The following is a 24,342-nucleotide window of genomic DNA, read 5'->3' as shown; positions in this document are numbered from 1 at the left end:
CAGCAGGTGGCTACACGCTCGAAAGGCGCCCCCGTGTCCATCGGCAACTCCCCTGAAGACGACCGCCCTTCGGAAGACCGCATCCCGCACGCGGACGACGACCGGCCGTCGATCGGCCGTGTCCTTCAGCAGGCACGCGTCGACGCGGGTCTGTCCGTCGACGAGGTCAGCCAGTCGACCCGGGTGCGCATCCCCATCGTGCAGGCCATCGAGCAGGACGACTTCTCGCGCTGCGGTGGCGACGTCTACGCGCGAGGCCACATCCGCACGCTCGCGCGTGCCGTGGGCCTCGACCCCGAGCCGCTGATCGAGCAGTACGGCGACGAGTACGACGGGCGCCCCGCGCCGACGCCGGCCACGCCGCTGTTCGAGACCGAGCGGATCCGCTCCGAGCCGCGCAGGCCCAATTGGACGGCCGCCATGGTCGCGGCGATCGTCGCGGTCGTCGCCTTCGTCGGCTACACCGCCTTCAGCGGCGGCGACAGCGACGGCGGCCAGCAGCAGGCCGCCGAGGGTTCCACCCCGGCGACCAGCAAGCCCACGACCGCGAAGCCGAGCCCCAGCACCAAGAAGCCCACCGACCCGAAGCCGGACCCGACCGACAGTGCGATCGCCGCGGCCCCCGCGGACAAGGTCACCGTCAAGGTCAGCGCGGCGGACGGTCGCAGTTGGATCTCCGCCAAGGATCACAACGGCCGGACGATGTTCGACGGGCTGCTGCAGGACGGCCAGACCAAGACCTTCCAGGACAACCAGAAGATCGACCTCGTTCTCGGTGACGCCGGCGCCATCCAGCTGTATGTAAACGGCAAGCAGATCGACGACGAGTTCAAGACCGGCCAGGTCGAGCGGCTGTCCTACACGAAGGGCGACCCCGAGGTCGGCTGAGCCCGGAGATCCGGCGGTAACCCCTCGCGGCGAGGGCTGTCAGTGGGACGAAGTAGTCTTGATTCCATGCCCGAACGCCGTACCGTCGCACTTGTCACCCTTGGCTGCGCCCGTAACGAGGTGGACTCGGAGGAGCTCGCAGGCCGCTTGGAGGCGGACGGCTGGGAGCTCGTCGAGGACGCCGACGCAGCCGATGTCGCCGTCGTGAACACCTGTGGCTTCGTGGAGGCCGCGAAGAAGGACTCCGTCGACGCCCTCCTCGAAGCCAATGACCTCAAGGGTCATGGCAGAACGCGGGCGGTGGTCGCGGTCGGCTGCATGGCCGAGCGCTACGGCAAGGAACTCGCTGAAGCGCTGCCCGAGGCCGACGGTGTGCTCGGTTTCGACGACTACGAGGACATCTCCGGCCGCCTCCAGACGATCCTGTCCGGGGGCAACGTGGAGGCCCACGCCCCGCGCGACCGCCGCAAGCTGCTGCCGATCAGCCCGGCCGAGCGCCAGGAGGCGGGCTCCGGGATCGCGCTGCCGGGGCACGCTCCGGCGGAGCCCCCTGCCGACCTGCCCGAGGGCCTCGCGCCCGCGTCTGGGCCGCGTGCCCCGCTGCGGCGCCGGCTCGGTGGCACCCCTGTGGCGTCCGTGAAGCTGGCGTCCGGCTGCGACCGGCGGTGCTCGTTCTGCGCCATCCCGTCGTTCCGTGGTTCGTTCATCTCGCGCCGCCCCAGCGACGTACTGAACGAGACGCGCTGGCTCGCCGAGCAGGGCGTCAAGGAGATCATGCTGGTCTCCGAGAACAACACGTCGTACGGCAAGGACCTGGGCGACATCCGGCTTCTGGAGTCGCTGCTGCCCGAGCTGTCCGGGGTCGACGGGATCGAGCGGGTGCGGGTCAGCTACCTGCAGCCCGCCGAGATGCGGCCGGGCCTGATCGACGTACTGACGGGGACCGACAAGGTCGCCCCGTACTTCGATCTCTCCTTCCAGCACTCGGCGCCCGGCGTGCTGCGCGCGATGCGGCGTTTCGGTGACACGGACCGGTTCCTCGAGCTGCTCGACACCATTCGGGCCAAGGCGCCGCAGGCAGGTGTCCGCTCGAACTTCATCGTGGGGTTCCCCGGTGAGACCGAGGCCGACTACGCGGAGCTGGAGCGCTTCCTGAACGGCGCGCGCCTGGACGCCATCGGCGTCTTCGGCTACTCCGACGAGGAGGGCACGGAGGCGGCGACGTACGAGGACAAGCTGGACGAGGACGTCGTCGCGCAGCGTCTCGCGCGCCTGTCCCGGCTCGCCGAGCAGCTGGTGTCGCAGCGCGCCGAGGAGCGCGTGGGCGAGACCGTGCAGGTGCTCGTCGAGTCCGTCGACGAGGAGGACGGTGTTGTCGGGCGCGGTGCCCACCAGGCACCCGAGACCGACGGGCAGGTGCGCCTCACGAGCGGCGCCGGTCTGACGATCGGCCGTATGGTCGAGGCAAAGGTGGTCGGCACCGAAGGTGTGGACCTCGTGGCCGAGCCGTTGGAGATCGCTGAGGAGGCGGACAGATGACCGGAGTCCCGGCGTCCGCTGCGGGCGGCACCGGCAGGCCGTCGTCCGGAGGCAAGCTGGGTACTGCGGCCGTCCATCAGGCGAGCCTGTGGAACATCGCGAACATCCTGACCATGATCCGGCTCCTTCTGGTGCCGGGCTTCGTGGCGCTCATGCTGACCGACGGCGGGTACGACCCGGCGTGGCGGGCCTGGGCATGGGCGGCGTTCGCCGTTGCCATGATCACGGATGTCTTTGACGGGCATTTGGCGCGTTCGTACAACTTGGTCACCGATTTCGGAAAGATCGCCGACCCCATCGCCGACAAAGCGATCATGGGTGCCGCGCTGATCTGTCTCTCGTCGCTCGGTGATCTTCCGTGGTGGGTGACCGGAGTCATTCTCGGGCGCGAGCTCGGGATCACGCTGCTGCGTTTCATCGTCATTCGCTACGGGGTCATTCCGGCCAGCCGCGGCGGCAAGGTGAAAACGCTGGCGCAGGGCACGGCCGTCGGTATGTACATCCTGGCGCTGACCGGGCCGCTGGCGACGCTGCGCTGGTGGGTGATGGCGGTCGCCGTCGCGCTCACGGTGGTGACCGGGCTCGACTATGTGCGGCAGGCCGTCGTGCTGCGGCGCGCGGGGCTCGCCGAGTCGAAGGCTGCGGCGCAGGCGTCCGCGGGGGCTGCCGAGAAGTGACGTACGAGGCGGTCGAGGCGCTGCGCCTGTTGACGGAGCGGGGGGAGACCCTCGCCGTCGCGGAGTCGCTCACCGGGGGCCTGGTGGCCGCGGAGCTCGTGGCGGTACCGGGGGCCTCCAAGGCCTTCCGTGGCTCTGTCACGGCGTACGCGACCGAGCTCAAGCACCGGCTGCTCGGCGTCGACGCGGACCTGCTCGCCGCGCACGGCCCCGTGCACCCCGAGGTCGCGCTCGCCATGGCGGCCGGGGTGCGGGATGCGCTGGGCGCGGACTGGGGCGTCGCCACGACCGGCGTAGCGGGACCGGAGCCGCAGGACGGGCAGCCGGTCGGGACCGTGTACGTGGCCGCGGCGGGGCCCGGAGTTGATCATTCCGAAGGTGCGCCGGATTTCGCTGGTAGCCACAAAGTGGCCGCCCTGCGATTGAACGGCGGTCGGACGGAAATCCGTATGGAGAGTGTACGGAGCGTGCTCGGACTGCTCGTCGAAGAGCTGGTCGGAGCGCATTCCGGCGAACGTACGGAGAAAGCGCGGGCACAGGATACGGAACAGAACGGGGAGTTTTGATGTTTGCAGCCCTGAGTGAACACGACATCGCTCCCCGCACGGCCGCGGCACAAGGCGGTACGGTGGGGCGTGAAGGATGCGGCTACGCGGTCCGAGGAGGGAGCCACCGATGATTCTGCTCCGTCGCCTGCTGGGTGACGTGCTGCGTCGGCAGCGCCAGCGCCAGGGCCGTACTCTGCGCGAAGTCTCCTCGTCCGCCCGGGTTTCGCTCGGCTATCTCTCCGAGGTGGAGCGGGGGCAGAAGGAGGCTTCCTCCGAGCTGCTCTCCGCGATCTGCGACGCGCTTGACGTACGGATGTCCGAGTTGATGCGCGAAGTGAGCGATGAGCTCGCTCTCGCCGAGCTGGCCGAGTCGGCAGCAGCGGTCCCGTCGGAGCCGGTGCCCGCACCGGTTCGTCCGATGCTCAATTCCGTCTCCGTGGCCGGTGTCCCGCCGGAACGCGTGACGATCAAGGCGCCTGCGGAGGCTGTGGACGTCGTAGCGGCGTAGCGCCTGCGCTCAGCGCTCTGAGCCCAGCTTGAACATGGGGAAGCCCCGGCCGAGAGGATCGGCCGGGGCTTTCTGCTGCGCACTTGAGATGTGCGAGAGCGCGGACAGGGTTCGATGTGTCCGTAATCGCCCGTATGTGCCATGGTTGATGTTGGTTTCGATACGGAGGTGACGTATGGACGTCGTGAAGAGCCCGCTGCCCGATGCCGATCTGAAGACCGTGGGCGAGGCGCTGCAGGGTGCCCTCGTGGATCTCGTGGACCTGTCCCTGGTGGCGAAGCAGGTGCACTGGAATGTGGTCGGCCCGCGGTTCCGGTCGGTGCACCTTCAGCTCGACGAGGTCGTGGACACCGCGCGGCAGCACTCCGACACGGTGGCCGAGCGGGCGTCGACGCTGGGTGTTCCGCCTGACGGCCGCGCGAAGACCGTGGCGGACACCAGTGGCGTGGGAGTGGCCCCCGACGGCTGGGTGAAGGACACGGACGCGGTGGGGACGCTCGTGGACGCGCTCGGCGCGGTGATCGCGCGGATGCGTGCGCGGGTGGATGCGACCGGCGAGGCGGACCCCGTGAGCCAGGACATCTTCATCGGGATCACGGCCGACCTGGAGAAGCATCACTGGATGTTCCAGGCGGAGAACCGGGGCTGAGGGGCCCGCCGCCTCGGCGCCCCGCCATCTCATGGGCGTGGCGCCGGCGGCTCGGGGCAGATTGGCTGTGGTCGTGGGCGTGGTCCGTGGTCCCGGAGGTCGTCGGGCGGAGGTGAACGGTCGGTGGCATGGCCCGGGTGGCGGATGCTCCGGTGGACGCCGGCTGTCGTGTGCGGGGTGCTGTGGTGGTGGGGCGCCTTGCGGCTCGTCTTCGCGCCGGGCTCAGGGGTGTTCGAAGGGGCGCTCGTCGCCGGAGGCTGGGGGCTGAGCCTGCTGCCGGTGCACGCGTTGCCGAAAGCGCGGGCGGCCGGTGTGGCCGGGGCGCCCGGGCGGCACGGCGCGCGGCGCGTGCGGACACGGGCCGTGCGCGCCGCGCGCGAGGCCGCAGGCGGGGTGTGGCGGCTGGTCACCAGGGCATGGCGACGCCCCCGTTCGGGCGGAGGATCTGGCCGGTCGTGAACGACGCGGCGTCCGAGGCGAGGTGCAGCACCGCGTGCGCGATGTCTTCTGCCTCGCCGACCCGCCCGAGCGGTGACATGCGCACCATCAGGGCCTCGGTGTGGGCCTGTGCGCTCTTGTCGTGGCGGGTCGTCATCGGGGTGCGGATCCAGCCCGGTGCCACCGCGTTGACGCGGATGCCGTGCGAGCCGATCTCCGTGGCGAGGGTCTTCGTGAGCTGGACGACGGCGGCCTTCGCTGCGCCATAACAGAGCAGCCCCGGGCCTCCGGTGTCGACCGCGCCGGACGCCATGGTGACGATGCTGCCGCGGGTGCCGGCCGCGATCATGGTGCGGGCCGCTTCCTGGCACGCGTACAGAACGCCCTTGAAGTTGATGGCGAGGACGCGGTCCAGGTCCTCTTCGCGGGTCTCCAGGACCGTGCTGTTGTGCATGACCCCGGCGATGGCGGCCATGATGTCGAGTCCGCCCGAGGTGCTGGTCGCGCTCGCGACGGCTTCCGCGATCTGGGAGTGGTCGGCCACGTCGACGGTGTGGGTGTGGGCCGTGCCGCCGCTCTCCTTGATGAGGGCCGCTGTCTCGTGCAGGCCCTGTGCGTCGCGGTCGGCGCAGTGGACGGTGGCTCCCGCCTGTGCGAGGAGCGTCGCCGACGCGCGGCCGATGCCGCTCGCCGCGCCGGTGACGAATGCGGTGCGTCCGGTGAGGTCGTACGCGGTGAGGGCCATGCAGGGACCGTACGAGGTTGTCTGACGGGCCGTCAATTGCCGTGCGGTGGTTGTGTTTTGTGGCCGCGGTGCGGTGGCGCGTGGGGGTGGTGTGCGGGGTCGGTTACGCGGTGGGGGCAGGGCCCTGTTGGCAGTGCGGGCACCAGTACGTGGGGCGTTCGCGGGAGCCGTCGCCCTGGTCGGCCGTGCGGATGGGGGTGCGGCAGCGTAGGCAGGGGCGGTGGGAGCGGCCGTAGACGTAGAGGCGTTCATCGGGGCGGGGACGGCCTGTGGTGACACGGGCCGGGCGGTCACGGTTGGCCTCGAGCAGCTTCTTCGCGAGGAGGGGGAGACGGTCGGCGGTCCCGGCGGGCAGTTCACCGACCGGGAGCCACGGGGTGACGCGCAGGAGGAAGCAGAGCTCGGACTTGTAGATGTTCCCGATGCCCGCGAGGTTGCGCTGGTCGAGGAGGGCCTCGCCGAGGGGGCGGGCGGGGTCGCCGAAGAGGTTGCGCAGCGCGGTGTCCGGGTCCCAGTCCGGGCCGAGGAGGTCCGGACCCAGGTGGCCGACGGCCTTGGACTCCTCGGTGGTGCGCAGCAGTTCCAGGACCGGGAGCCGGTAGCCGACCGCGGTGCGGGTCTCGGTGCCGAGGATCGCGCGGATCTGGTGGGCCGGGCCGCCGCGCCAGCGCTCGCCCGGCGCGTAGATCTTCCACGAGCCGTCCATCCGCAGGTGCGAGTGCAGGGTGAGGCCGCCCTCGATCCGGGTCAGCAGATGCTTGCCGCGTGGAGTGACGTCCAGGACGGTGCGTCCGGTGAGGTCCGCTGTGGCGTACCGGGGGACACGCAGGTCGGAGCGGGTGAGCACCTGGCCCGCGAGGGCACTGTGCAGCCGCTTCGCCGCCTGCGCGACCGTGTCTCCTTCGGGCATGGAGTCAGGGTAGGCCGACCGAAGGTGCTCGGGTGGGCGTCACCGTCAGGCGCGCAGGCGCAGGCCGCGCGGTGTCGCGTGGAATCCGGCTCCTTCCAGGAGAGGGGCGTACGGGGAGTTGAGCGCGGACTCCGCGTTGACGCGCTCGACCGTGATGGTGCCGAGGGCGCCGGAGCGGGCCGCCTCGGCGAGCGCCTGGGCCGCGGCGGGCAGGCGGGGGTCCTCCGCGAGCTGGGCAGGGGTGAGGGCGGGGCTCGAGGTGCGGGCATCGGTCGTGGTGCCGACCGCTTCAGGAGCCGGGGTGGCGTGGGCCGGGTCGGACGTGGACCAGGCCAGGAGGGTCTTGCCGCCGCGCTCCATGTAGAGCGTCAGCTCGCCGTCGACCAGGACCACCAGGGAGCCCGCCTTGCGGCCCGGCTTGTGCCCGGGCTTCTGGCCCGCGCCGGTGGGCGGATCGGGCCAGGGCAGAGCGGCCCCGTACGCGTTGGCCGGATCGGCCGCCGCCAGGACGAGGGCGCGGGGCGTGCCGGACCTGCCCTTGCCGGCGGGGGCGTCGACCGGGGCGTACGGATCCGGGGGTGCGGCGCCGCGCTCCCGCGCGTTCGCCGCCGCGCGCAGGCGGTCCACGGCGCCGTCCATCGCGAACTGGGCCGCGCCGAGCCCCTCCACCACGTAGCCACGCCGTGCCTGGCCGCTCTCCTCGAAGACGGACAGCACCCGGTACGTCGCCGAGAACCCGCCCTCGACGCCTTCGGCGGCCACCGCTCCCCGGGTGACCACGCCGTGACGGTCGAGGAGCGTGCGGGCCAGGGTGTGGGCGCGCACGGTCGGGTCGGGCTCCTGGTCGGGCAGCAGTGACCAGCGTCCCGCGACAGTGGGCGGGCCGGTGCGTGACGTGGGGCGGGCCCCCGTGGTGAGGCCTCCGTAGCGGCCGCGCGGCACGGCCCTGCGGGCCCGGTGTGCGGTGGAGCCCGCGGTGCGGCCGGAGCCGAGGACGGCGCGCATCGGGGCGAGTGTGTCGTTCGTGAGGCGACCCGACCAGGCCAGCTCCCAGAGGGCGTCGGCCAGTTGGGGATTGGTGACCTCGAAAGGGGCACCTCTTTGGCCCTCAAGGCCTTGAGGGAGGGGGGCGGCGCGGACCTGGTCGGCGATCTGGCGGAAGAACAGGCCGTAGCCACCGGAGAGGGCGTCCAGGACGGCTTGGTGGAGTGGGGTGAGCTCCAAGGGGTGCGGGGGCGGCAGAAGCAGCGGGGCCGTGTCGGCGAGGTAGAGGCTGACCCAGCCGTCCTTGCCGGGCAGCGAGCCCGCTCCGGCCCACAAGACCTCGCCGGACGCCGTGAGTTCGTCGAGGAGTGCGGGCGCGTAGCCGGAGACGCGGGAGGGCAGGACGAGCTTCTCCAGGGCGGATGCGGGTACCGAGGCGCCCTGGAGCTGCTCGACCGCGCGGACCAGGCCGTCGACCCCGCGCAGGCCGTGCCCGCCCACGTGCTGCCACTGGGGCAGGAACTGGGCGAGCGCCGCGGGCGGCACCGGCTCCAGCTCATGGCGCAGCGCGGCCAGCGAACGGCGGCGCAGCCTGCGCAGGACCGTGGCATCGCACCACTCCTGGCCGATGCCCGCCGGGTGGAACTCGCCCTGGACGACCCGGCCATTGGCGGCCAGGCGCTGGAGCGCGCCCTCCGTGACCGCGGCGCCGAGCCCGAAGCGGGCCGCCGCCTGCGTGGAGGTGAACGGGCCGTGTGTGCGGGCGTAGCGGGCCAGGAGGTCGCCGAGGGGATCCTTGACCGGTTCCGTGAAGGCTTCGGGGACGCCGACCGGCAGTGCCGTGCCGAGGGCGTCGCGGAGGCGGCCGGCATCCTCGATCGCCGCCCAGTGCTCGGTGCCCGCGATCCGCACGCGGATGGCGCGCCGGGAGACCGCCAGGCTCTCGGCCCAGCCGGGCTCGGCGCCCCGCTCGGCCAACTCCCCGTCCGTGAGCGGTCCGAGGATGCGCAGCAGGTCCGCGACGCCTTCCTCGTCCTTGACGCGACGGTCCTCCGTGCGCCACTGCAGCTCCTGCTCCAGGTCGGCAAGGACCTCCGCGTCGAGCAGTTCGCGCAGCTCGGCCTGGCCGAGGAGCTCGGCGAGCAGCCGGGAGTCCAGGGACAGCGCGGCCGCGCGGCGCTCGGCCAGCGGGGAATCGCCCTCGTACAGGAACTGCGCCACGTAGCCGAACAGCAGCGAGCGGGCGAAGGGGGAGGCCTCCGGGGTGGTGACCTCGACGAGGCGGACCTTGCGGGACTCGATGTCGCCCATCAGCTCGGCGAGGCCCGGTACGTCGAAGACGTCCTGGAGGCACTCGCGGATCGCTTCCAGGACGATGGGGAACGAGCCGAACTCGCTCGCGACCTGGAGCAGTTGGGACGCGCGCTGGCGCTGCTGCCACAGAGGGGTGCGCTTGCCGGGGTTGCGGCGGGGCAGCAGCAGCGCGCGGGCGGCGCACTCGCGAAAGCGCGAGGCGAACAGGGCGGAGCCGCCCACCTGATCGGTGACGATCTGGTCCACGTCACCCTTGTCGAAGGCGACGTCGGCCGCTCCGATGGGGGCCTGCTCGTCGTCGTACTCCATGCCCGGCTTGGCGGGCTCCTGGTCCAGGAGGTCCAGGCCCATCAGGTCGGCGTCCGGGAGACGCAGCACGATGCCGTCGTCGGCGTGCATCACCTGGGCGTCCATGCCGTACTTCTCGCTGAGCCGGGCGCCGAGTGCCAGCGCCCACGGAGCGTGCACCTGGGCGCCGAACGGGGAGTGGACCACGACCCGCCAGTCGCCCAGCTCGTCCCGGAACCGCTCGACCACGATCGTGCGGTCGTCGGGGATGTGGCCGCAGGCCTCGCGCTGCTCGGCGAGATACGAGAGGACGTTGTTCGCGGCCCACTCGTCGAGTCCCGCCGCTGTGAGGCGCACGCGCGCGTCGTCGGGCTTCTGAGAGCCGACCTCGCGAAGGAACGCGCCCAGCGCGCGGCCCAGTTCGAGCGGGCGGCCCAGCTGGTCTCCCTTCCAGAAGGGGAGGCGGCCGGGGACGCCCGGGGCGGGCGAGACGAGGACACGGTCGCGCGTGATGTCCTCGATGCGCCAGGAGCTGGTGCCGAGCGTGAACACGTCCCCGACCCGGGACTCGTAGACCATCTCCTCGTCGAGCTCGCCGACGCGGCCGCCGCCCTTCTTGGGGTCGGCTCCCGCGAGGAAGACTCCGAAGAGACCGCGGTCGGGGATCGTGCCTCCGGAGGTGACGGCGAGGCGCTGCGCTCCGGGGCGGCCGGTTACGGTGCCGGCGACGCGGTCCCAGACGACGCGCGGTCGCAGCTCGGCGAAGGCGTCGGAGGGGTAGCGGCCCGCCAGCATGTCGAGCACGCCCGTGAACGCGGACTCGGGCAGCGAGGCGAACGGGGCGGCGCGGCGGGCCAGCGCCAGCAGGTCGTCGACCTGCCAGGTGTCCAGGGCCGTCATCGCGACCAACTGCTGCGCGAGCACATCCAGCGGGTTCGCCGGGAGACGCAGGGATTCGATGGCGCCGGTACGCATGCGCTCGGTGACGACCGCCGACTGCACCAGGTCACCGCGGTACTTCGGGAACACGACCCCCGTGGAAACCGCGCCCACCTGATGGCCCGCACGGCCCACGCGCTGCAGCCCCGACGCGACGGACGGGGGCGACTCCACCTGGACGACGAGGTCGACCGCGCCCATGTCGATGCCCAGCTCCAGACTCGACGTGGCGACCACGGCGGGAAGCCGGCCCGCCTTCAGGTCCTCCTCGACCAGTGCGCGCTGCTCCTTGGAGACCGAACCGTGGTGGGCACGGGCGATGACCGGAGGAGCGCCCTTCGCGGCGCCCGATTCCGCCATCAGCTCGGCCGGGGAGTGGTCCTCGGGAAGGGGCTCGCCGGTGGCGCGCTCGTAGGCGATCTCGTTCAGACGGTTGCACAATCGCTCGGCCAGGCGGCGGGAGTTGGCGAACACGATCGTCGAGCGATGGGCCTCGATCAGGTCAGTGATCCGCTCCTCCACGGAGGGCCAGATCGAGGGGCGCTCGGCCCCCTGGCCTCCGGCGTCGGCGACCGGCGAGCCGCCCAGCTCTCCCAGGTCCTCGACCGGGACGACCACCGACAGGTCGAATTCCTTGCCGGACGCCGGCTGGACGACCTCCACCCGGCGCTGCGGCGAGAGATAACGCGCCACCTCGTCGACCGGCCGCACCGTCGCGGACAGGCCGATGCGGCGGGCCGGGCGGGGCAGCAGCTCGTCGAGCCGCTCCAAGGAGAGGGCCAGGTGGGCGCCGCGCTTGGTGCCCGCCACCGCGTGCACCTCGTCCAGAATCACCGTGTCGATGCCCGCCAGCGCGTCGCGCGTGGCCGACGTCAGCATCAGGAACAGCGACTCCGGCGTCGTGATGAGGATGTCTGGTGGGCGCGTGGCGAGCGCGCGGCGCTCGGCGGGCGGGGTGTCGCCGGAGCGGATGCCGACCTTCACCTCGGGCTCGGGCAGCCCCAGGCGGACGGCCTCCTGGCGGATACCCGTGAGCGGGCTGCGCAGATTGCGCTCCACGTCCACCGCGAGGGCCTTCAGCGGGGACACGTACAGGACCCGGCAGCGCTTCTTCGGGTCGGCCGGCGGGGGTGTCGACGCGAGCTGGTCGAGCGCTGCGAGGAACGCGGCGAGTGTCTTGCCCGAGCCGGTGGGCGCGACGACCAGCACGTCCGAACCCTCGCCGATCGCCTTCCACGCCCCCGCCTGCGCGGCTGTGGGCGCGGAGAAGGCCCCCGCGAACCAGCCGCGGGTCGCGGGGGAGAAGCCGCTGAGGGCGTGCGAGGCGCTGTGGGCCCCTTGCCTGGACCTGACCATGCCCCCATCCTGCACCCCACCACTGACAATGGTGGTGACCTGCGGAAACGGGTGGTTCGTCGCGAGGTCCTGACGCAGAATGGGGCCATGGCACGGACGGCGGGGAAGGGCGAATGGGCGCGGCACTGGCGCCACGAGCGGCTGCCGGGCCTCGATCTGCTGCGGGCCCGCTACGTCCGGCACACCTTCCCGCGCCACAGCCACGAAGGCTTCGTGATCGGCGCGGTCACGCAGGGGGTCGAGGCCATCGGCCTGCCCGACGGGACCTTGCACGCGGGCCCCGGAACCGTCGTCATGCTCAATCCGGAAGTGGCGCACACGGCCCGGGCGGGCGGCCCCGATGGCTGGGCGTACGCCACGCTCTACCCCTCGGCCGAGGTCATCGCCGAGATCGCCGCGGAGACCGGCACGGGGCGCGGCACCACGGTCTTCGGTGAGCGGATGGTCACCGACCCACATGCCTCGCAGATGGTCAACGAGGTGCACAGGGCGGCGGAGCAGGGCAACGCGCTGGCCGCCGACAGCCTCCTCAGGGTCGTGCTCGCCCGACTGCTGCGGGCCCACGGGACCTCCCTCACGACCCGACCCCGTCGGTCCGCGGGGGCCACGGCGGTGGGCCGCGCGCGCGAACTCCTCGAAGAGCGTATGGCCGACCCGCCGTCCCTGGAAGCCCTCGCGGCCGAGCTCGGCACCAGCCCCTTCGCGCTGCTGAGGGCCTTTCGCGACACGTACGGGATGCCGCCGCACACCTGGCTCACCAACGCGCGGGTGCGCGTGGCACGACGGCTCCTGGAGGCGGGGACGGCGCCGGCCGACGCCGCCGTGGCCCTGGGTTTCACCGACCAGCCGCACCTGAACCGGCACTTCACCCGGATCGTCGGGGTGCCGCCGGGCGCGTACCAGCGCGAGCGCAAGAACGTACAAGAACAGGGCCCGTCCCTCCTCGTACCGTGCGAGGTGTGGCAGACAAGACAACATCCACCGACATACGTAGAGCAGAGGCCGAGCCTCCCGAGCCCGGGCAGGTCGGCGCGGTAGGGAAGCCGGACTCCGCCGTCGTCCGTGACGCGCTCGGGGTCGGCGTCGCGGTAGGCCTTTCCGGATTCGCCTTTGGAGTGACCTCGGCGGGGAGCGGGCTCAGCGTGCTGCAGACCTGCGCGCTCAGCCTTCTGGTCTTCACGGGGGCATCGCAGTTCGCGCTCGTCGGGGCGCTCGCGGCCGGCGGCAACCCGCTCACCGCCGCCGCGGGGGCGTTCTTCCTGGGCGTGCGCAACGCGTTCTACGGACTGCGCCTGTCCCAGCTGCTCGCCCTCCCGCGCGCGGTGCGGCCGTTCGCCGCGCACTGGGTCATCGACGAGACATCGGCCGTCGCGTTGGCGCAGCCGACGCGGCGCAGCGTGCGGCTCGGTTTCACCGTTACCGGACTGACCCTGTACGTGCTGTGGAACCTCACTACGCTGCTCGGCGCCCTGGGCGCCTCGGCCATCGGTGACACCGACGCGTGGGGGCTCGACGCGGCAGGGCCCGCGGTGTTCCTGGCGCTGCTCGCGCCGATGCTGAAGTCCACCACGGAGCGGGCCGTCGCCGCCTTCGCTGTGGTCCTGATGCTCGGCCTGCTTCCCGTGCTGCCGGCCGGGGTGCCGGTGCTCGTGGCCGCTCTGGCGGCCCCGGCCGCGCTCTACGTAGAGGGGCGTCGCCGTGCCGCAGCGTCCAACGCACCACAAGGAGAGGACCGTTGAACGTCTGGATCGCCATCGCGGTCACTGCGGTCGGCTGCTACGTCGTGAAACTGATCGGTCTGCTGGTGCCCGCGGGCGCCCTGGAACGGCCCGTGGTGAAGCGGCTCTCGGCACTGCTCCCGGTCGCTCTGCTGGCCGCCCTCACGGCCCAGCAGACATTCGCGGACGCGCGCGTGCTTGTCCTCGACGCCAGGGCGGCCGGGCTCGCCGCGGCCGCCGTCGCGCTCGTACTGCGGGCCCCGTTCCTGCTGGTGGTCGCGGTGGCCGTGGTGGTCACCGCGGGGGTGCGGGCCCTTACGGGGTGACCTGGTGCGTGGGGCGGGCGGCCGGGGTCTCAGGGACGCCGAGCTGCCCCGCTGTGCGCTCGGGGCGGCAGAAGACGGCCGCGAGGACACCGCCCGTCATCAGGAGGGCCGCGGTCAGCAGCCAGCCGTGCTCATAGCCCGCCGACACGGTGGCGGCGCCGTCCACCAAGCGCCCCAGGACGAGCGGCGAGACGATGCCCCCGAGGGCGTATACGCACGTCAATACGCCCAGGACCGTGCCTCGTTGGACCGGGGGCGCGATACGGGAGCAGGCTGTCGCCGCGACCGTGAGCATCACCATGGCGAGTGCCATCGGCCCCAGCATCATCGGTACCTTCACGGCCTGTGAGTCGGACAGGCCGAACAACGCGGTCGCGCAGCCCGAGACCGCGACCAGGAGGCCGGCACCCGCGCCGACCGGGAGGCGGGGAGGCGTGCCCTTCAGGGCCGAGCGCCGGGCGAGCAGGCCGTGCGCCAGGAGGATGACACCGTGAGCGACGGCGCCCGCGCCGACCATGGTGCTCGCCTGGTGCAGATCCCAACCCATGACGTTCTCCATGTAGTCCGGCGCCCACGTAAGCGTCGCACTCATCGACCAGTACGCGGCGAACGAACCGAAGGCCGCGGTCAGGAATGTGGGCGACAACAGGACACGGCGCAGCGGCACCGTGAGACTGTCCTGTGGCGCCTGTCCCGCCTCCTTGCCGACGTGTGGGGCCAGGGGGCCCTCCTTGCCCCACAGGAGCCACACCGCCGCCCACACAAGGCCGACCAGGCCCACCGCGCCGAACGACCAGCGCCAGCCCCAGTGGGTGATCACCCAGCTCAGTGCGGGCGCGGCCACCGCGACCCCGGCCGCGGCACCGACGAGCAGCAGCGCGGTCGGCAGCGCCCGCTCGCGCTGCGGAAACCAGCCGTGCACGTGATGCATCGCGACCGGCGACGCCGGCCCCTCGGCGGCGCCCAGAAGGACGCGCGTGGCTACCAGCGCGCCGAAGCCTGCCGCGCCCCACAGCATCGGCAGCTGCGCCGCCGACCACAGCAGGGCGAGCCCCAGGAGCAACGGCGTCGTACGCACCCGCTTCGTGAGGGCCGAGACGCCGAGAGCCGCGACCGAGAACAGCGCGAAGAACGCTGACTGTGCGGTGCCGAACTCCTGGCGGGTGATGCCGAAGTCCGCCCGGATCTCGGGACCCGCGAGCCCCAGGACCGCCTTGTCCGCGAAGTTCACCACCATGAAGGCGAGCAGCAGCCATGTGGTGCGCCATGCTCCGCGCATCAGCAGCATCCGCCCTCGTCGTCGACCACGCCGACGCTGATCGAGCCTTCGGCGCGCTTGCGCCCCTCGGGCGAACGCGTCAATTCCGTGGCCACGTCCGTGCCTTCGGCCACCGCGGCGGACTCGGCGGACGCCCAGGAGAACACCCCGCGCGCCATCGTCGAGGTCTCCTTGCCCGCCCGCCGCGCGTACACCTCGGCACGCGTGCGTGCCACTTCGGGATCCGTGGGGGCCGCCAGGGCCGCCGTCTCCGCCAGGTGGGAAGCGAGCCGTGCGTCGCCCGCCGCGAGCAACTCCCGTGCTCGCTCGGCCAGTGCCACGGCGCCGCCCGCAGCGCGCGCGTACTCGGTCGCGACGGCCGCCTCCGGGGCGGGCTTGAGGTGGGCAGGGTTCTGGTCGTACCAGCCGCCCCACAGGCGCCACAGGTTCCGGACGACGAACTCCGGCTCGTCATAGGCGGGGTGGAGGTATGGGCGGGACAGGAGCTCCTCGGGGACCTTCACCTCGTGGATGACCGTGTCGAGCCGGTGGCCCGCGTTCATCAGCTCCCGCGTCTGCTCGCAGAGCGACTCCAGGAAGCGTGCGGTGTCATCCAGGGCGCGGTTCACGCGTTCGACGCCCATGATGGGCACGCCGTGCCCCGGCAGCAGCAGCTCCGCGCCCAGCTCCTGCATGGAGCGCAGGGCCCGCGCCCAGTCCTCGGGGTAGCGCTGCACCTTCTGCGGGTTGCCGGCGTTCGGTGTGTTCCAGATGAACAGATCGCCCGTGCACAGGGCCTTGAGTTCCGGCACCCATACGTAGGTGTGGTCGTCGGTCTCCCCGCGCGCGTGGACGAGTTCGAAGGTCAGCTCGCCGCGGCGGAACGTCAGCCGGTCCTGGTAGACGGTGTCCGGGTAGCGGTACGTGGTGGGCCACTCCAAGGAGGGCACGCCGAACTGCCGACGGTTGATCCACGAGTTGTAGCCGGCGGTCTGTATGTAGCGGTCGAAGCGGGCGGACACGGCCTCGTGCGCCACCACCTCGGGGCGTGCGCCGCCGGTCTTCTCCGCCTCCTGGTCGAAGGGGAACACTCCGAAGACATGATCCACGTGCCCGTGTGTGTAGACCACGGAGCGCACCGGGCCGGCCCCGAACCCCTTGACCGCCGTGTGCAGTTGCGCCGCAGTACGGAAGTCGCCCGAATCGACGAGCACCGCACCGTCACCGGTGTCGAAGACGGCCACGTTGGCGAAGGCGGGGAAGAAGCCCACCCGTGGGCTCAGCCGCACCAGCTCGTCCGACGTGTAGGACCCCGAGAGGTGCGGAAGCAGCGTCTCGGATCCCTGCCAGACCCGGTCCGCGTAGGCGGCGTAGTCCACCGGCTTCCGAGAGGTCGTCTCCGGCGCGGTGTTGTGCTCGGTCATGGCTGCGGCTCCTTCGGGTAAGGGCGATCCTGCGGCGTTCCCCGAGTCAAGGCGCACGAGAAGGCCCGGAACAGCGCTTGGCGTCACATCCCGGTTGTCTCAGTGCTGTGACGCGTCACAATGGGGCACCCTGTAGCCGATATCGGTGGAGGTCCCGTGCCGTTGTCCCCGGAAGCGCGTTCTCTCGCCGCCCGCTGCGAGCCGCGCGTGAACGAACTGGCGCGGCGCATGGCCAGGGAGGCCTTCGAGGAACTTCCCGGCTACGCGGAACTGCCGGACGACGTGAAGGACCTGGAGGTCGCGGCGACCGCGCGCTACGGCGTACGGCTGTTCCTGCGCCACGTCGGAGACCCGGACACGCAGCAGCCCGGAAGCCACCGGCTGTTCCGCGAGAGGGCCGCTCAGCGCGCTGAGGAGGGCATGCCGCTGCACCTCCTGCTGCGCACGCACGCGCTTGGCTCCTACGTCCTGTGGCGGGCCCTGCGCGAAGCGGCGGAGCCCGGCGACGAGGCGGCACTCGTCGAACTCGTCGACCTCCTGCTGCGGGCGCAGCCCGGAGTCGTCGGCTCGGTCGCCGAGACGTACCTGGACGAACGGTCCGCCCTTGAGGCCGAACAGCACGCGCAGCAGCGGTCGTTGGTGCGCGGGCTGCTCGACGGGATGCTCCCGCCCGGACACGTGCTCCTCGACCAGCTACGGCTCACGGGGCCCGCCCACGTGCTCGCACTCGGCACGGACGCGGCTCCCTCGGAGGGGCCCGTCGCGGTACGCCGCCGGCTGCGCCGCATGCAGAGCGTTCTGGACCGCACCTTCGGTGCGCCTGTGCTCACCCTCCTGGACGGCGTCGGGGGACGGGTCGTCGTCCCGAAGGACTGCCCTCCGCCCGACGACCTGCCGCACCATCTGAGCCGGGCGAGCGGTCTGCCCGTACGGGTGGCCGTGGTGCGGGCGGGCGGCCCCGAGCTCATACCCGACGCGGCCCGCACCGCGACCGAGGTCCTGCGCATCACGCGTGTGTGCGGCCTGCCGCCGGGCCTGCACCGCCTCGACGACGTCCTGCTCGAGTACCACCTCTCCCGGCGGAACGAGAGCAGCCACCTCATCGCCGCCCTTCTCGACCCGGTCGCCGAGCGGCCCGGGCTCCTGGAGACGCTCCGCACGCATCTGACCCACCAACAGGACCGCAGGGCCACCGCGGAGGCGCTCGGACTGCACCCGAACACGGTCGACAACCGGTTGGCGAAGATCGCCGAGTGGACCGGCATCGAACTGTCCTCACCGCGCGGCTCGGCTCTGGCCATCGCGGCGCTGCTCCTGCGCGACGCGGATCACTGAGGGGAACGCGGTACTACAGAGGGCCGCGGCACGACAACGGCGGCACTACAAGGGACGTCCGTAAGCGCGCAGCGTGCGCAGTGCGTCGATGGTCACCATGGGACGTGCCTCCATGGCGATCGTCGGCGCCCACTGTCGCCAATTGATCGGCCAACCACCATCCTCCTGTTGCTCGCTCACCAGATGGTCGAGCGAACTGGCCATCTCCTCATCGGTGAACCAGGAGCGGGCCAGCGACTCGGGCGCCTTGGCGAAGTCGTACGGAAAGTGGTGCTCGTCGGGGGCGTAGCCGGGAGCGACCGGGTAGTCCTCTCTGCGCTCCGGATCGAGCACCGCGAGCCGCTGTTCGCGCACGAGACGGCCGAGCCGGTCGGCTGCGACCCGGGCGCGCGGGCGGTCGGGTGCGCTGTCCAGGAAGGCGACCGCGGCCTGGACCTCGTACGGGTGGGACGTCTTCAGGGACTCGACGGCCGACCAGCAGAAGTCGGTGGCCCGGAACAGCCAGGCGTGCCACACCTCGTTGCGGTGCAGCAGGCCGACGACGGGCCCGGTGGCCAGCAGCTCACTCGGCGGATCGTCCACCACCGGGACGAACGGGGCGCAGGGGTAGCCGCGTTGGCTGGGGTAGACCGCCGGGAGCGCGCCTTCCGGGGTGGAGACGGCTGTCAGGTAGCGGCACACCCGCTCCACACGCTGACCCGAGCATCGACCGATCGAGTCGAGGACGCGCAGCGCGTGCCCGGTGTGCAAGGGCTGGCTGACCGGCCCGCGCAGGTCCGGTTCGAGTGCGTGTCCGAAGCCCTCGTCATCGTTGCGGTACGCGGTCAGTGCCGCCTCGACGGCGTCGGCCGCCGTGGGGGAGCCGTCCAGGAAGTGATAGGCGAAGCGGCGCTGTTCAAGGACGCGTGCGGTCAACCAGATGAATGTCTCGGCACGGGAGAGCGGGGAGCGTGCCGGGGGCGACGGGGGGAGTGGGGAAGCTCCGGTTTCGGCCATGCACCGACCGTAGGACGGAAAGCGTTCTCGACAAGCCTCCCGAGCACGGCTGCACTCTCAGGGGCGGGATACTGGACGCATGCGGTTGACGGTTTTCTGGCAGCGAATGATGGATCACTTCGGATCCGGTTACGCCGACACGTTTGCGAGTGATCATGTGATGGCGGGACTCGGCGGGCGAACCGTCCACCAGGCGCTCGACGCGGGCTGGGAAGCCAAGGACGTCTGGCGTGTCGTGTGCACAGCGATGGACGTACCGGACGGGAAGCGCTGAAGGGTGACGGAACGGGGGCGGCCGACGATTGTCGGCGGCGTGGGCGAGACTGGCAGCGTGGCACCGACAGACGAAACCTTCCAGGTGGCGGACGACGCTGCGCCGCCCGGCACGACGCCGCCCGAGCGGCCGCCGGGCCCTGCGCCGACTCCGCGTGAGCGGATGCCGCGCTGGCTGCCGCGCGCCATGGTGCTCGCCCTGGCCTTCATCGCCTGCTTCCAGCTGGGCTACTGGGCCTTCCACCAGCTGATCGGGCTGCTGACCAATGTGCTGATCGCGTTCTTCCTGGCGCTCGCAGTGGAGCCCGCGGTCAGCAGGATGTCGGCGCGCGGGCTGCGCCGGGGCTTCGCCACGTTCCTCGTGTTCCTCGCGGTGATGATCGTGAGCGCGGGCTTCGTCGTGCTCATGGGGTCGATGCTCGCGGGTCAGATCGTGGACATGTTCGATGACTTCCCGAAGTACCTCGACCAGCTGATCAGCTGGGTCAACGAGACGTTCCACACCGAACTCAGCAGGGTCGAGGTGCAGGACAGTGTGCTGCACTCGGACTGGCTCCAGAGGTACGTGCAGAACAGCGCCACCGGCGTCCTTGACGTCTCCACGCAGGTGCTCGGCGGGCTGTTCCAGCTCCTGACGGTCCTGCTGTTCTCGTTCTACTTCGCCGCCGACGGCCCGCGCCTGCGGCGTGCGCTGTGCTCGGTCCTGCCGCCCGCCAAGCAGGCCGAGGTGCTGCGCGCCTGGGAGATCGCCGTCGACAAGACCGGCGGGTATCTCTACTCACGTGGCCTCATGGCGCTGATCTCCGGAATCGCGCACTACATCCTGCTCGCGGCGCTCGGCGTCCCGTACGCGCCCGTGCTCGCTGTGTGGGTGGGGCTCGTCTCGCAGTTCATCCCGACCATCGGCACGTATCTGGCGGGCGCCCTGCCGATGCTGATCGCCTTCACGGTGGACCCCTGGTACGCGCTGTGGGTGTTCGTCTTCGTAGTCGTGTACCAGCAGTTCGAGAACTACGTGCTGCAGCCGAAGCTGACTGCGAAGACCGTGGACATCCACCCGGCGGTCGCCTTCGGTTCGGTCATCGCGGGCACCGCGCTTCTGGGAGCGGTCGGTGCCCTGATCTCGATTCCGGCCGTCGCGACGCTGCAGGCGTTCCTGGTGGCGTACGTGAAGCGCTACGACGTCACCGACGACCCGCGCGTGCACGGGCATCGCAGACGCGGGGCGTCACTTCTGGCACGGATGCGGCGCATCGTGAAGGAACCGAACGAGCCGCATTCCGGTGACCGGTAGGCCGGCTCAGTACGTGACGGCCGCCCAGAGGGCGGACGCGAGGACAGCGGCCACGTAGCAGCCGACCGCCGCGTACATGACGCGCATCTTGAGGCGGTCGCTCCAGGCCGTGCGCGACATCAGCCAGGCGAGGGCGGGGAGCACCAGCACGGCGTGCAGGCCGACACCGTGCAGCGGCTTGAGGGCGGCCGTCGAGCGGTAGGCCGCCTCCTGGTGCCCGGTCCGCGTCAGGACGACGCCGCGCGCGATCATCGCCGCGCCGGACGCGAGGGCCACCAGAAGGACGGCGAACCCGGTGCGCACGGCGAGGGGCATCCCTGTGGGGCCGCTCGGCCGCTTCCTGAAGGACACGACGGCGAAGGACGTCAGGAGTGCCACCAGGATGCCGCCGCCCACCGCGAGGGACATGGAGACGACACTGTTGAAGGCGGTCTCCATGTCGAGGTGTGAGGGCACTTTGCGCCATGCCTGAAGGGTGATTCCGGCGACCTCCAGGACACAGTCCGCGGCGAACACCACGAGCAGGGTGTCGCGCACCCGGACACCGACCTTGAGGTACGAGGTCACCCAGGTGATGGCCATGAGGGTCAGGCCGAAGGAGAGCCCGAAGGTGATGGGCTTGCGCCAGGAGACCGGCCCGTTCCACGGGCCGCCGTCGACTCCGAAGACGACGAGGTGCAGGAGACCGGACGCGACCAGGGCCGCGCCGGTCGCGTAGCAAATGCGCTCGGCGGGTCGGTGGGCTGGAGCCCGGTTCGCGTGAGTGGCCATGGGACAAGGCTCGTCACGCGGGCGCCTGTGGTCGTCGTCCGGCTGAAGACACTCGCCGTACGACGCGGGGAGTACGCGTGCGTCAGCGCGCGGCCGACGCGACCAGGCGGCGCAGCGAGGCGTGGCCGGGCGGTCCCCAGGAGGGTTTGCCGCCGGGGCGGCCGTGGTCGCCGGCGTCCCCGATGAGGATGCAGACGAGGGCCTTCATGACGGCCCAGCCGCGGGCGCGGCGCAGAGTGGCGGCGTCGGGGGCCGGCCGGTAGGCACTGTGGAAGCGTTCAATGGCGCCGTCCGGCAGCAGCAACCAGGCGGCGGCCAGGTCGCAGGCCGGATCGCCTACGCAGAGGTCACCGAAGTCGATCACACCGCAGAAGGTGTCGTCCCTGGTGAGGACGTTGGCCGGATGCAGGTCCGCATGGAGCCACAGCGGCGGGCCCGACCACTCCGGCGCACGGGCGGCGTCCTCCCAGACCGCGCGGACGGCGTCCGGGTCGGGGATCAGACCGATCTCGGTGGCCTCCGAGAGCTGCTGGGCGAACCCCTCGGCATGCTCGGCCGGCGGGCCCCCACGGTTGCGGCCGACCGGCGCTCCCTCGGGGGCCGGCCGGTGAAGGGCGGTCAGGAAGGCGGCCAGGGTGTCGGCCGACTCGGCGGCGGTGGCGGGGGCCCGGTCGGCAGGCGAGCCCGGGACCCAGGTGGTGACGATCCAGGGGCGGGGAAACCGCTCGGAGGGCTCACCGAGGCGCTGGGGGACGGGCACGGGCAAGGGGAGCCGCGGGGCGAGGGCGGGGAGCCAGGCGTGCTCTTTGCGCAGTAGCGCGTCCGCGGAGTCGGTGGCCCAGGGCAACCGGACGGCGAGATCGTCGCCGAGCCGCCACAGCTGGTTGTCCCATCCGCGGGCGCCGAGTCTCACGGGGCGATCGGCCAGATCGGGATGCTGTTCCTGGAGCAGCTTCTGGACCAGCTCTGGGGTGATCTCGATCGCTGTGTGGGTCATGCGGAGCCACGGTAGTCGAGGCGCACCGACCCGCGTGGTGCGCTTGACACCGAAATCGAACATCCATTCTTATGGAGTGTCCAGAGCCACTTCTCCCCAGTGTTTCCAAGGGATTCGGGGAAGGTGGCCGGGCGAGGAGCCTCGAGTTATCCACAGGCGAGACAGGCGTCGAGGCCGATTGTCAGTGGCAGGCGTTAGCGTCTTTGGCGTGAAGCGATCGACTCAAGCAAACCGGGTGGAACCCATGGCAGGAACCGACCGCGAGAAGGCGCTCGACGCCGCGCTCGCGCAAATTGAACGGCAATTCGGCAAGGGCGCAGTGATGCGCATGGGCGAGCGGCCGAATGAGCCCATCGAGGTCATCCCCACCGGGTCGACCGCGCTCGACGTCGCGCTCGGCGTCGGCGGCATTCCGCGTGGCCGCGTGGTGGAGGTGTACGGGCCGGAAGCCTCCGGTAAGACGACCCTGACCCTGCACGCTGTGGCCAACGCACAGAAGGCCGGCGGCCAGGTCGCCTTCGTGGACGCCGAGCACGCGCTCGACCCCGAGTACGCCAAGAAGCTCGGCGTCGACATCGACAACCTGATCCTGTCCCAGCCGGACAACGGCGAGCAGGCTCTCGAGATCGTCGACATGCTGGTCCGCTCCGGCGCCCTCGACCTGATCGTCATCGACTCCGTCGCCGCGCTCGTGCCGCGCGCGGAGATCGAGGGCGAGATGGGCGACTCGCACGTGGGTCTGCAGGCCCGTCTGATGAGCCAGGCGCTCCGGAAGATCACCAGCGCGCTCAACCAGTCGAAGACCACCGCGATCTTCATTAACCAGCTGCGCGAGAAGATCGGCGTCATGTTCGGCTCGCCGGAGACCACGACCGGTGGCCGCGCGCTGAAGTTCTACGCCTCGGTGCGTATCGACATCCGCCGTATCGAGACCCTGAAGGACGGCACGGACGCGGTCGGTAACCGCACTCGCTGCAAGGTCGTCAAGAACAAGGTCGCGCCGCCCTTCAAGCAGGCCGAGTTCGACATCCTCTACGGGCACGGCATCTCCCGTGAGGGCGGCCTGATCGACATGGGTGTGGACCATGGCTTCGTCCGCAAGGCCGGCGCCTGGTACACGTACGAGGGCGATCAGCTCGGACAGGGCAAGGAGAACGCGCGCAACTTCCTGAAGGACAACCCCGACCTGGCCAACGAGATCGAGAAGAAGATCAAGGAGAAGCTGGGCGTCGGTGTCCGTCCGGAGGAGCCGGGCAGCGAGCCGAGCGCGGACGCGGCGGAGACGGCCGTCCCTGCCGAGGACGCGGCCAAGACGGTTCCCGCGCCCAAGGCGGCCAAGTCCAAGGCCGCGGCGGCCAAGAGCTAGTCCGCCGTGACACGACGAACCGACTGGGCCGATGACGACGTACGCTTCGCCGTTCCCGAGGGCCGGGGGAGCGGGGGCGGCGGGGCGTACGACGACATGGCGTACGGCGAGGCCGGGGATGGCGTCGAAGCGGGGAGCGGTGCGGCGGGCGGGCCGCGCCGTGGTGGACGCAAGCGGGGCGGGGCCGAGCCGCGTGGGCGTCGGCGCCGGGGTGGATTCGGGGATCCGTCCGGCGCCGCACAGGACGACGGCCCCCCTGACTCGTCGAGGGCCGAGCGGGGGGCGCCGTCAGGAGACCCGGCTGAGCGGGCGCGGAACATCTGTCTGCGTCTGCTCACCGGGACTCCGCGCACGCGCAAGCAGTTGGCCGACGCGCTGCGTAAGCGTGAGATCCCCGAGGACGTGGCGGAGGAGGTGCTGAGCCGGTTCGAAGAGGTGGGGCTGATCAACGACAGCGCCTTCGCGGACGCGTGGGTGGAGTCGCGGCACCACGGCCGGGGACTTGCTCGCCGCGCTCTCGCCCGTGAGCTGCGGACCAAGGGCGTGGACTCGACGGTGATCGACGAGGCGGTCGGGCAGCTCGACTCCGAGCGGGAGGAGGAGACCGCGCGCGAACTCGTCGCACGCAAGCTCCGTTCCACGCGAGGTCTTGACCGCGACAAGAGGCTGCGCCGCCTCGCGGGGATGCTCGCCCGCAAGGGGTATCCGGAGGGCATGGCGCTACGAGTGGTGCGGCAGGTGTTGGAGGAAGAGGGGGAGGAAACCGAGGACTTGGAGTTCGGGGAGTAAAGACTCGGCCGG

General features: G+C 71.4%; 22 protein-coding genes. 14 read left to right on the top strand and 8 right to left on the bottom strand.

Annotated elements, in window-relative coordinates:
- Positions 1-33 precede the first annotated feature (33 nt).
- The 6 genes from ACIRHA_RS14240 (at position 34) to ACIRHA_RS14215 (ending at position 4,809) form a co-directional block, all read left to right on the top strand.
- A complete protein-coding gene (locus ACIRHA_RS14240; RefSeq protein WP_403844372.1) occupies positions 34-888 on the top strand; it encodes a helix-turn-helix domain-containing protein in 855 nt (284 codons plus the stop codon).
- Positions 889-954: 66 nt separating this feature from the next.
- Complete coding sequence (gene rimO / locus ACIRHA_RS14235; protein ID WP_403844369.1) at positions 955-2,427, top strand: 30S ribosomal protein S12 methylthiotransferase RimO; 1,473 nt, start codon at positions 955-957, stop codon at positions 2,425-2,427.
- A complete protein-coding gene (gene pgsA / locus ACIRHA_RS14230) occupies positions 2,424-3,104 on the top strand; it encodes a CDP-diacylglycerol--glycerol-3-phosphate 3-phosphatidyltransferase (protein WP_403844367.1) in 681 nt (226 codons plus the stop codon). Before rimO ends, pgsA begins: the two co-directional genes overlap by 4 nt.
- A complete protein-coding gene (locus ACIRHA_RS14225) occupies positions 3,101-3,670 on the top strand; it encodes a CinA family protein (protein WP_403844365.1) in 570 nt (189 codons plus the stop codon). Before pgsA ends, ACIRHA_RS14225 begins: the two co-directional genes overlap by 4 nt.
- Before the next feature lie 109 nt (positions 3,671-3,779).
- Positions 3,780-4,160, top strand: coding sequence for a helix-turn-helix domain-containing protein (locus tag ACIRHA_RS14220; protein WP_188336490.1), 381 nt, complete (start codon positions 3,780-3,782; stop codon positions 4,158-4,160).
- A gap of 175 nt (positions 4,161-4,335) precedes the next feature.
- The gene (locus tag ACIRHA_RS14215; protein WP_403844362.1) at positions 4,336-4,809 is read left to right on the top strand and encodes a Dps family protein; all 474 of its coding nucleotides are present in this window, start codon (positions 4,336-4,338) and stop codon (positions 4,807-4,809) included.
- Positions 4,810-5,215: 406 nt separating this feature from the next.
- Here ACIRHA_RS14215 and ACIRHA_RS14210 read toward each other — a convergent pair whose 3' ends face one another.
- The 3 genes from ACIRHA_RS14210 to ACIRHA_RS14200 all read right to left on the bottom strand — a co-directional run bounded on the left by ACIRHA_RS14210 (position 5,216) and on the right by ACIRHA_RS14200 (position 11,783).
- A complete protein-coding gene (locus ACIRHA_RS14210) occupies positions 5,216-5,992 on the bottom strand; it encodes an SDR family NAD(P)-dependent oxidoreductase (protein ID WP_403844360.1) in 777 nt (258 codons plus the stop codon).
- A 103-nt stretch (positions 5,993-6,095) separates the two neighbouring features.
- A complete protein-coding gene (locus ACIRHA_RS14205) occupies positions 6,096-6,902 on the bottom strand; it encodes an Fpg/Nei family DNA glycosylase (RefSeq protein ID WP_403844359.1) in 807 nt (268 codons plus the stop codon).
- A 45-nt stretch (positions 6,903-6,947) separates the two neighbouring features.
- Positions 6,948-11,783, bottom strand: a complete 4,836-nt coding sequence (locus ACIRHA_RS14200) for an ATP-dependent helicase (protein ID WP_403844357.1) — start codon at positions 11,781-11,783, stop codon at positions 6,948-6,950.
- An 87-nt stretch (positions 11,784-11,870) separates the two neighbouring features.
- Between ACIRHA_RS14200 and ACIRHA_RS14195 the strand changes: the two genes are divergently transcribed.
- Genes ACIRHA_RS14195 through ACIRHA_RS14185 form a run of 3 tightly spaced genes read left to right on the top strand, consistent with a single transcriptional unit; the run spans position 11,871 to position 13,827 of the window.
- A complete protein-coding gene (locus tag ACIRHA_RS14195; RefSeq protein WP_403844355.1) occupies positions 11,871-12,821 on the top strand; it encodes an AraC family ligand binding domain-containing protein in 951 nt (316 codons plus the stop codon).
- Positions 12,770-13,522 (top strand): AzlC family ABC transporter permease, encoded by a 753-nt coding sequence (locus ACIRHA_RS14190; RefSeq protein WP_403844515.1) that lies wholly within the window; start codon positions 12,770-12,772, stop codon positions 13,520-13,522. Before ACIRHA_RS14195 ends, ACIRHA_RS14190 begins: the two co-directional genes overlap by 52 nt.
- Positions 13,519-13,827, top strand: a complete 309-nt coding sequence (locus tag ACIRHA_RS14185) for an AzlD domain-containing protein (RefSeq protein WP_403844352.1) — start codon at positions 13,519-13,521, stop codon at positions 13,825-13,827. Before ACIRHA_RS14190 ends, ACIRHA_RS14185 begins: the two co-directional genes overlap by 4 nt.
- Here the strand turns inward: ACIRHA_RS14185 and ACIRHA_RS14180 are convergent.
- Positions 13,817-15,106 (bottom strand): MFS transporter, encoded by a 1,290-nt coding sequence (locus ACIRHA_RS14180; protein WP_403844350.1) that lies wholly within the window; start codon positions 15,104-15,106, stop codon positions 13,817-13,819. The two genes, ACIRHA_RS14185 and ACIRHA_RS14180, sit on opposite strands and share 11 nt — an antisense overlap.
- Positions 15,106-16,509: an alkyl sulfatase dimerization domain-containing protein gene (locus tag ACIRHA_RS14175; protein WP_403844347.1), complete on the bottom strand. Its 1,404-nt coding sequence runs from the start codon at positions 16,507-16,509 to the stop codon at positions 15,106-15,108. Before ACIRHA_RS14175 ends, ACIRHA_RS14180 begins: the two co-directional genes overlap by 1 nt.
- Positions 16,510-16,665: 156 nt before the next feature.
- Here ACIRHA_RS14175 and ACIRHA_RS14170 point away from each other — a divergent pair, with 156 nt between their 5' ends.
- On the top strand, positions 16,666-17,844 hold the full coding sequence (locus ACIRHA_RS14170; RefSeq protein ID WP_403844344.1) for a PucR family transcriptional regulator: 1,179 nt from the start codon (positions 16,666-16,668) through the stop codon (positions 17,842-17,844).
- 45 nt (positions 17,845-17,889) lie between these two features.
- Here ACIRHA_RS14170 and ACIRHA_RS14165 read toward each other — a convergent pair whose 3' ends face one another.
- The gene (locus tag ACIRHA_RS14165) at positions 17,890-18,840 is read right to left on the bottom strand and encodes a hypothetical protein (RefSeq protein WP_403844341.1); all 951 of its coding nucleotides are present in this window, start codon (positions 18,838-18,840) and stop codon (positions 17,890-17,892) included.
- Between the two features lie 79 nt (positions 18,841-18,919).
- On the opposite strand from ACIRHA_RS14165, the gene ACIRHA_RS14160 reads away from it, so the two are divergent.
- Both ACIRHA_RS14160 and ACIRHA_RS14155 read left to right on the top strand, forming a co-directional pair.
- Entirely contained in the window at positions 18,920-19,114 is a 195-nt protein-coding gene (locus ACIRHA_RS14160; RefSeq protein WP_403844339.1) for a DUF3046 domain-containing protein, read from the top strand.
- 57 nt (positions 19,115-19,171) lie between these two features.
- A complete protein-coding gene (locus ACIRHA_RS14155) occupies positions 19,172-20,407 on the top strand; it encodes an AI-2E family transporter (protein WP_403844336.1) in 1,236 nt (411 codons plus the stop codon).
- Positions 20,408-20,413: 6 nt separating this feature from the next.
- On the opposite strand, the gene ACIRHA_RS14150 is transcribed toward ACIRHA_RS14155, so the two are convergent.
- Entirely contained in the window at positions 20,414-21,178 is a 765-nt protein-coding gene (locus tag ACIRHA_RS14150; protein WP_403844334.1) for a hypothetical protein, read from the bottom strand.
- An 82-nt stretch (positions 21,179-21,260) separates the two neighbouring features.
- Entirely contained in the window at positions 21,261-22,175 is a 915-nt protein-coding gene (locus tag ACIRHA_RS14145) for an aminoglycoside phosphotransferase family protein (protein ID WP_403844331.1), read from the bottom strand.
- Positions 22,176-22,419: 244 nt separating this feature from the next.
- On the opposite strand from ACIRHA_RS14145, the gene recA reads away from it, so the two are divergent.
- Both recA and recX read left to right on the top strand, forming a co-directional pair.
- On the top strand, positions 22,420-23,541 hold the full coding sequence (gene recA / locus ACIRHA_RS14140; protein WP_403844329.1) for a recombinase RecA: 1,122 nt from the start codon (positions 22,420-22,422) through the stop codon (positions 23,539-23,541).
- 6 nt (positions 23,542-23,547) lie between these two features.
- On the top strand, positions 23,548-24,330 hold the full coding sequence (recX, locus tag ACIRHA_RS14135) for a recombination regulator RecX (protein ID WP_403844327.1): 783 nt from the start codon (positions 23,548-23,550) through the stop codon (positions 24,328-24,330).
- The last annotated feature ends 12 nt before the right edge of the window (positions 24,331-24,342 follow it).

Source organism: Streptomyces sp. NPDC102360, assembly GCF_044766085.1.
In the GTDB taxonomy this organism is placed as follows: Bacteria; Actinomycetota; Actinomycetes; order Streptomycetales; family Streptomycetaceae; genus Streptomyces.
Note: the sequence above shows the minus strand (reverse complement) of the source record. Positions and strands in the feature narration are given on the sequence as shown.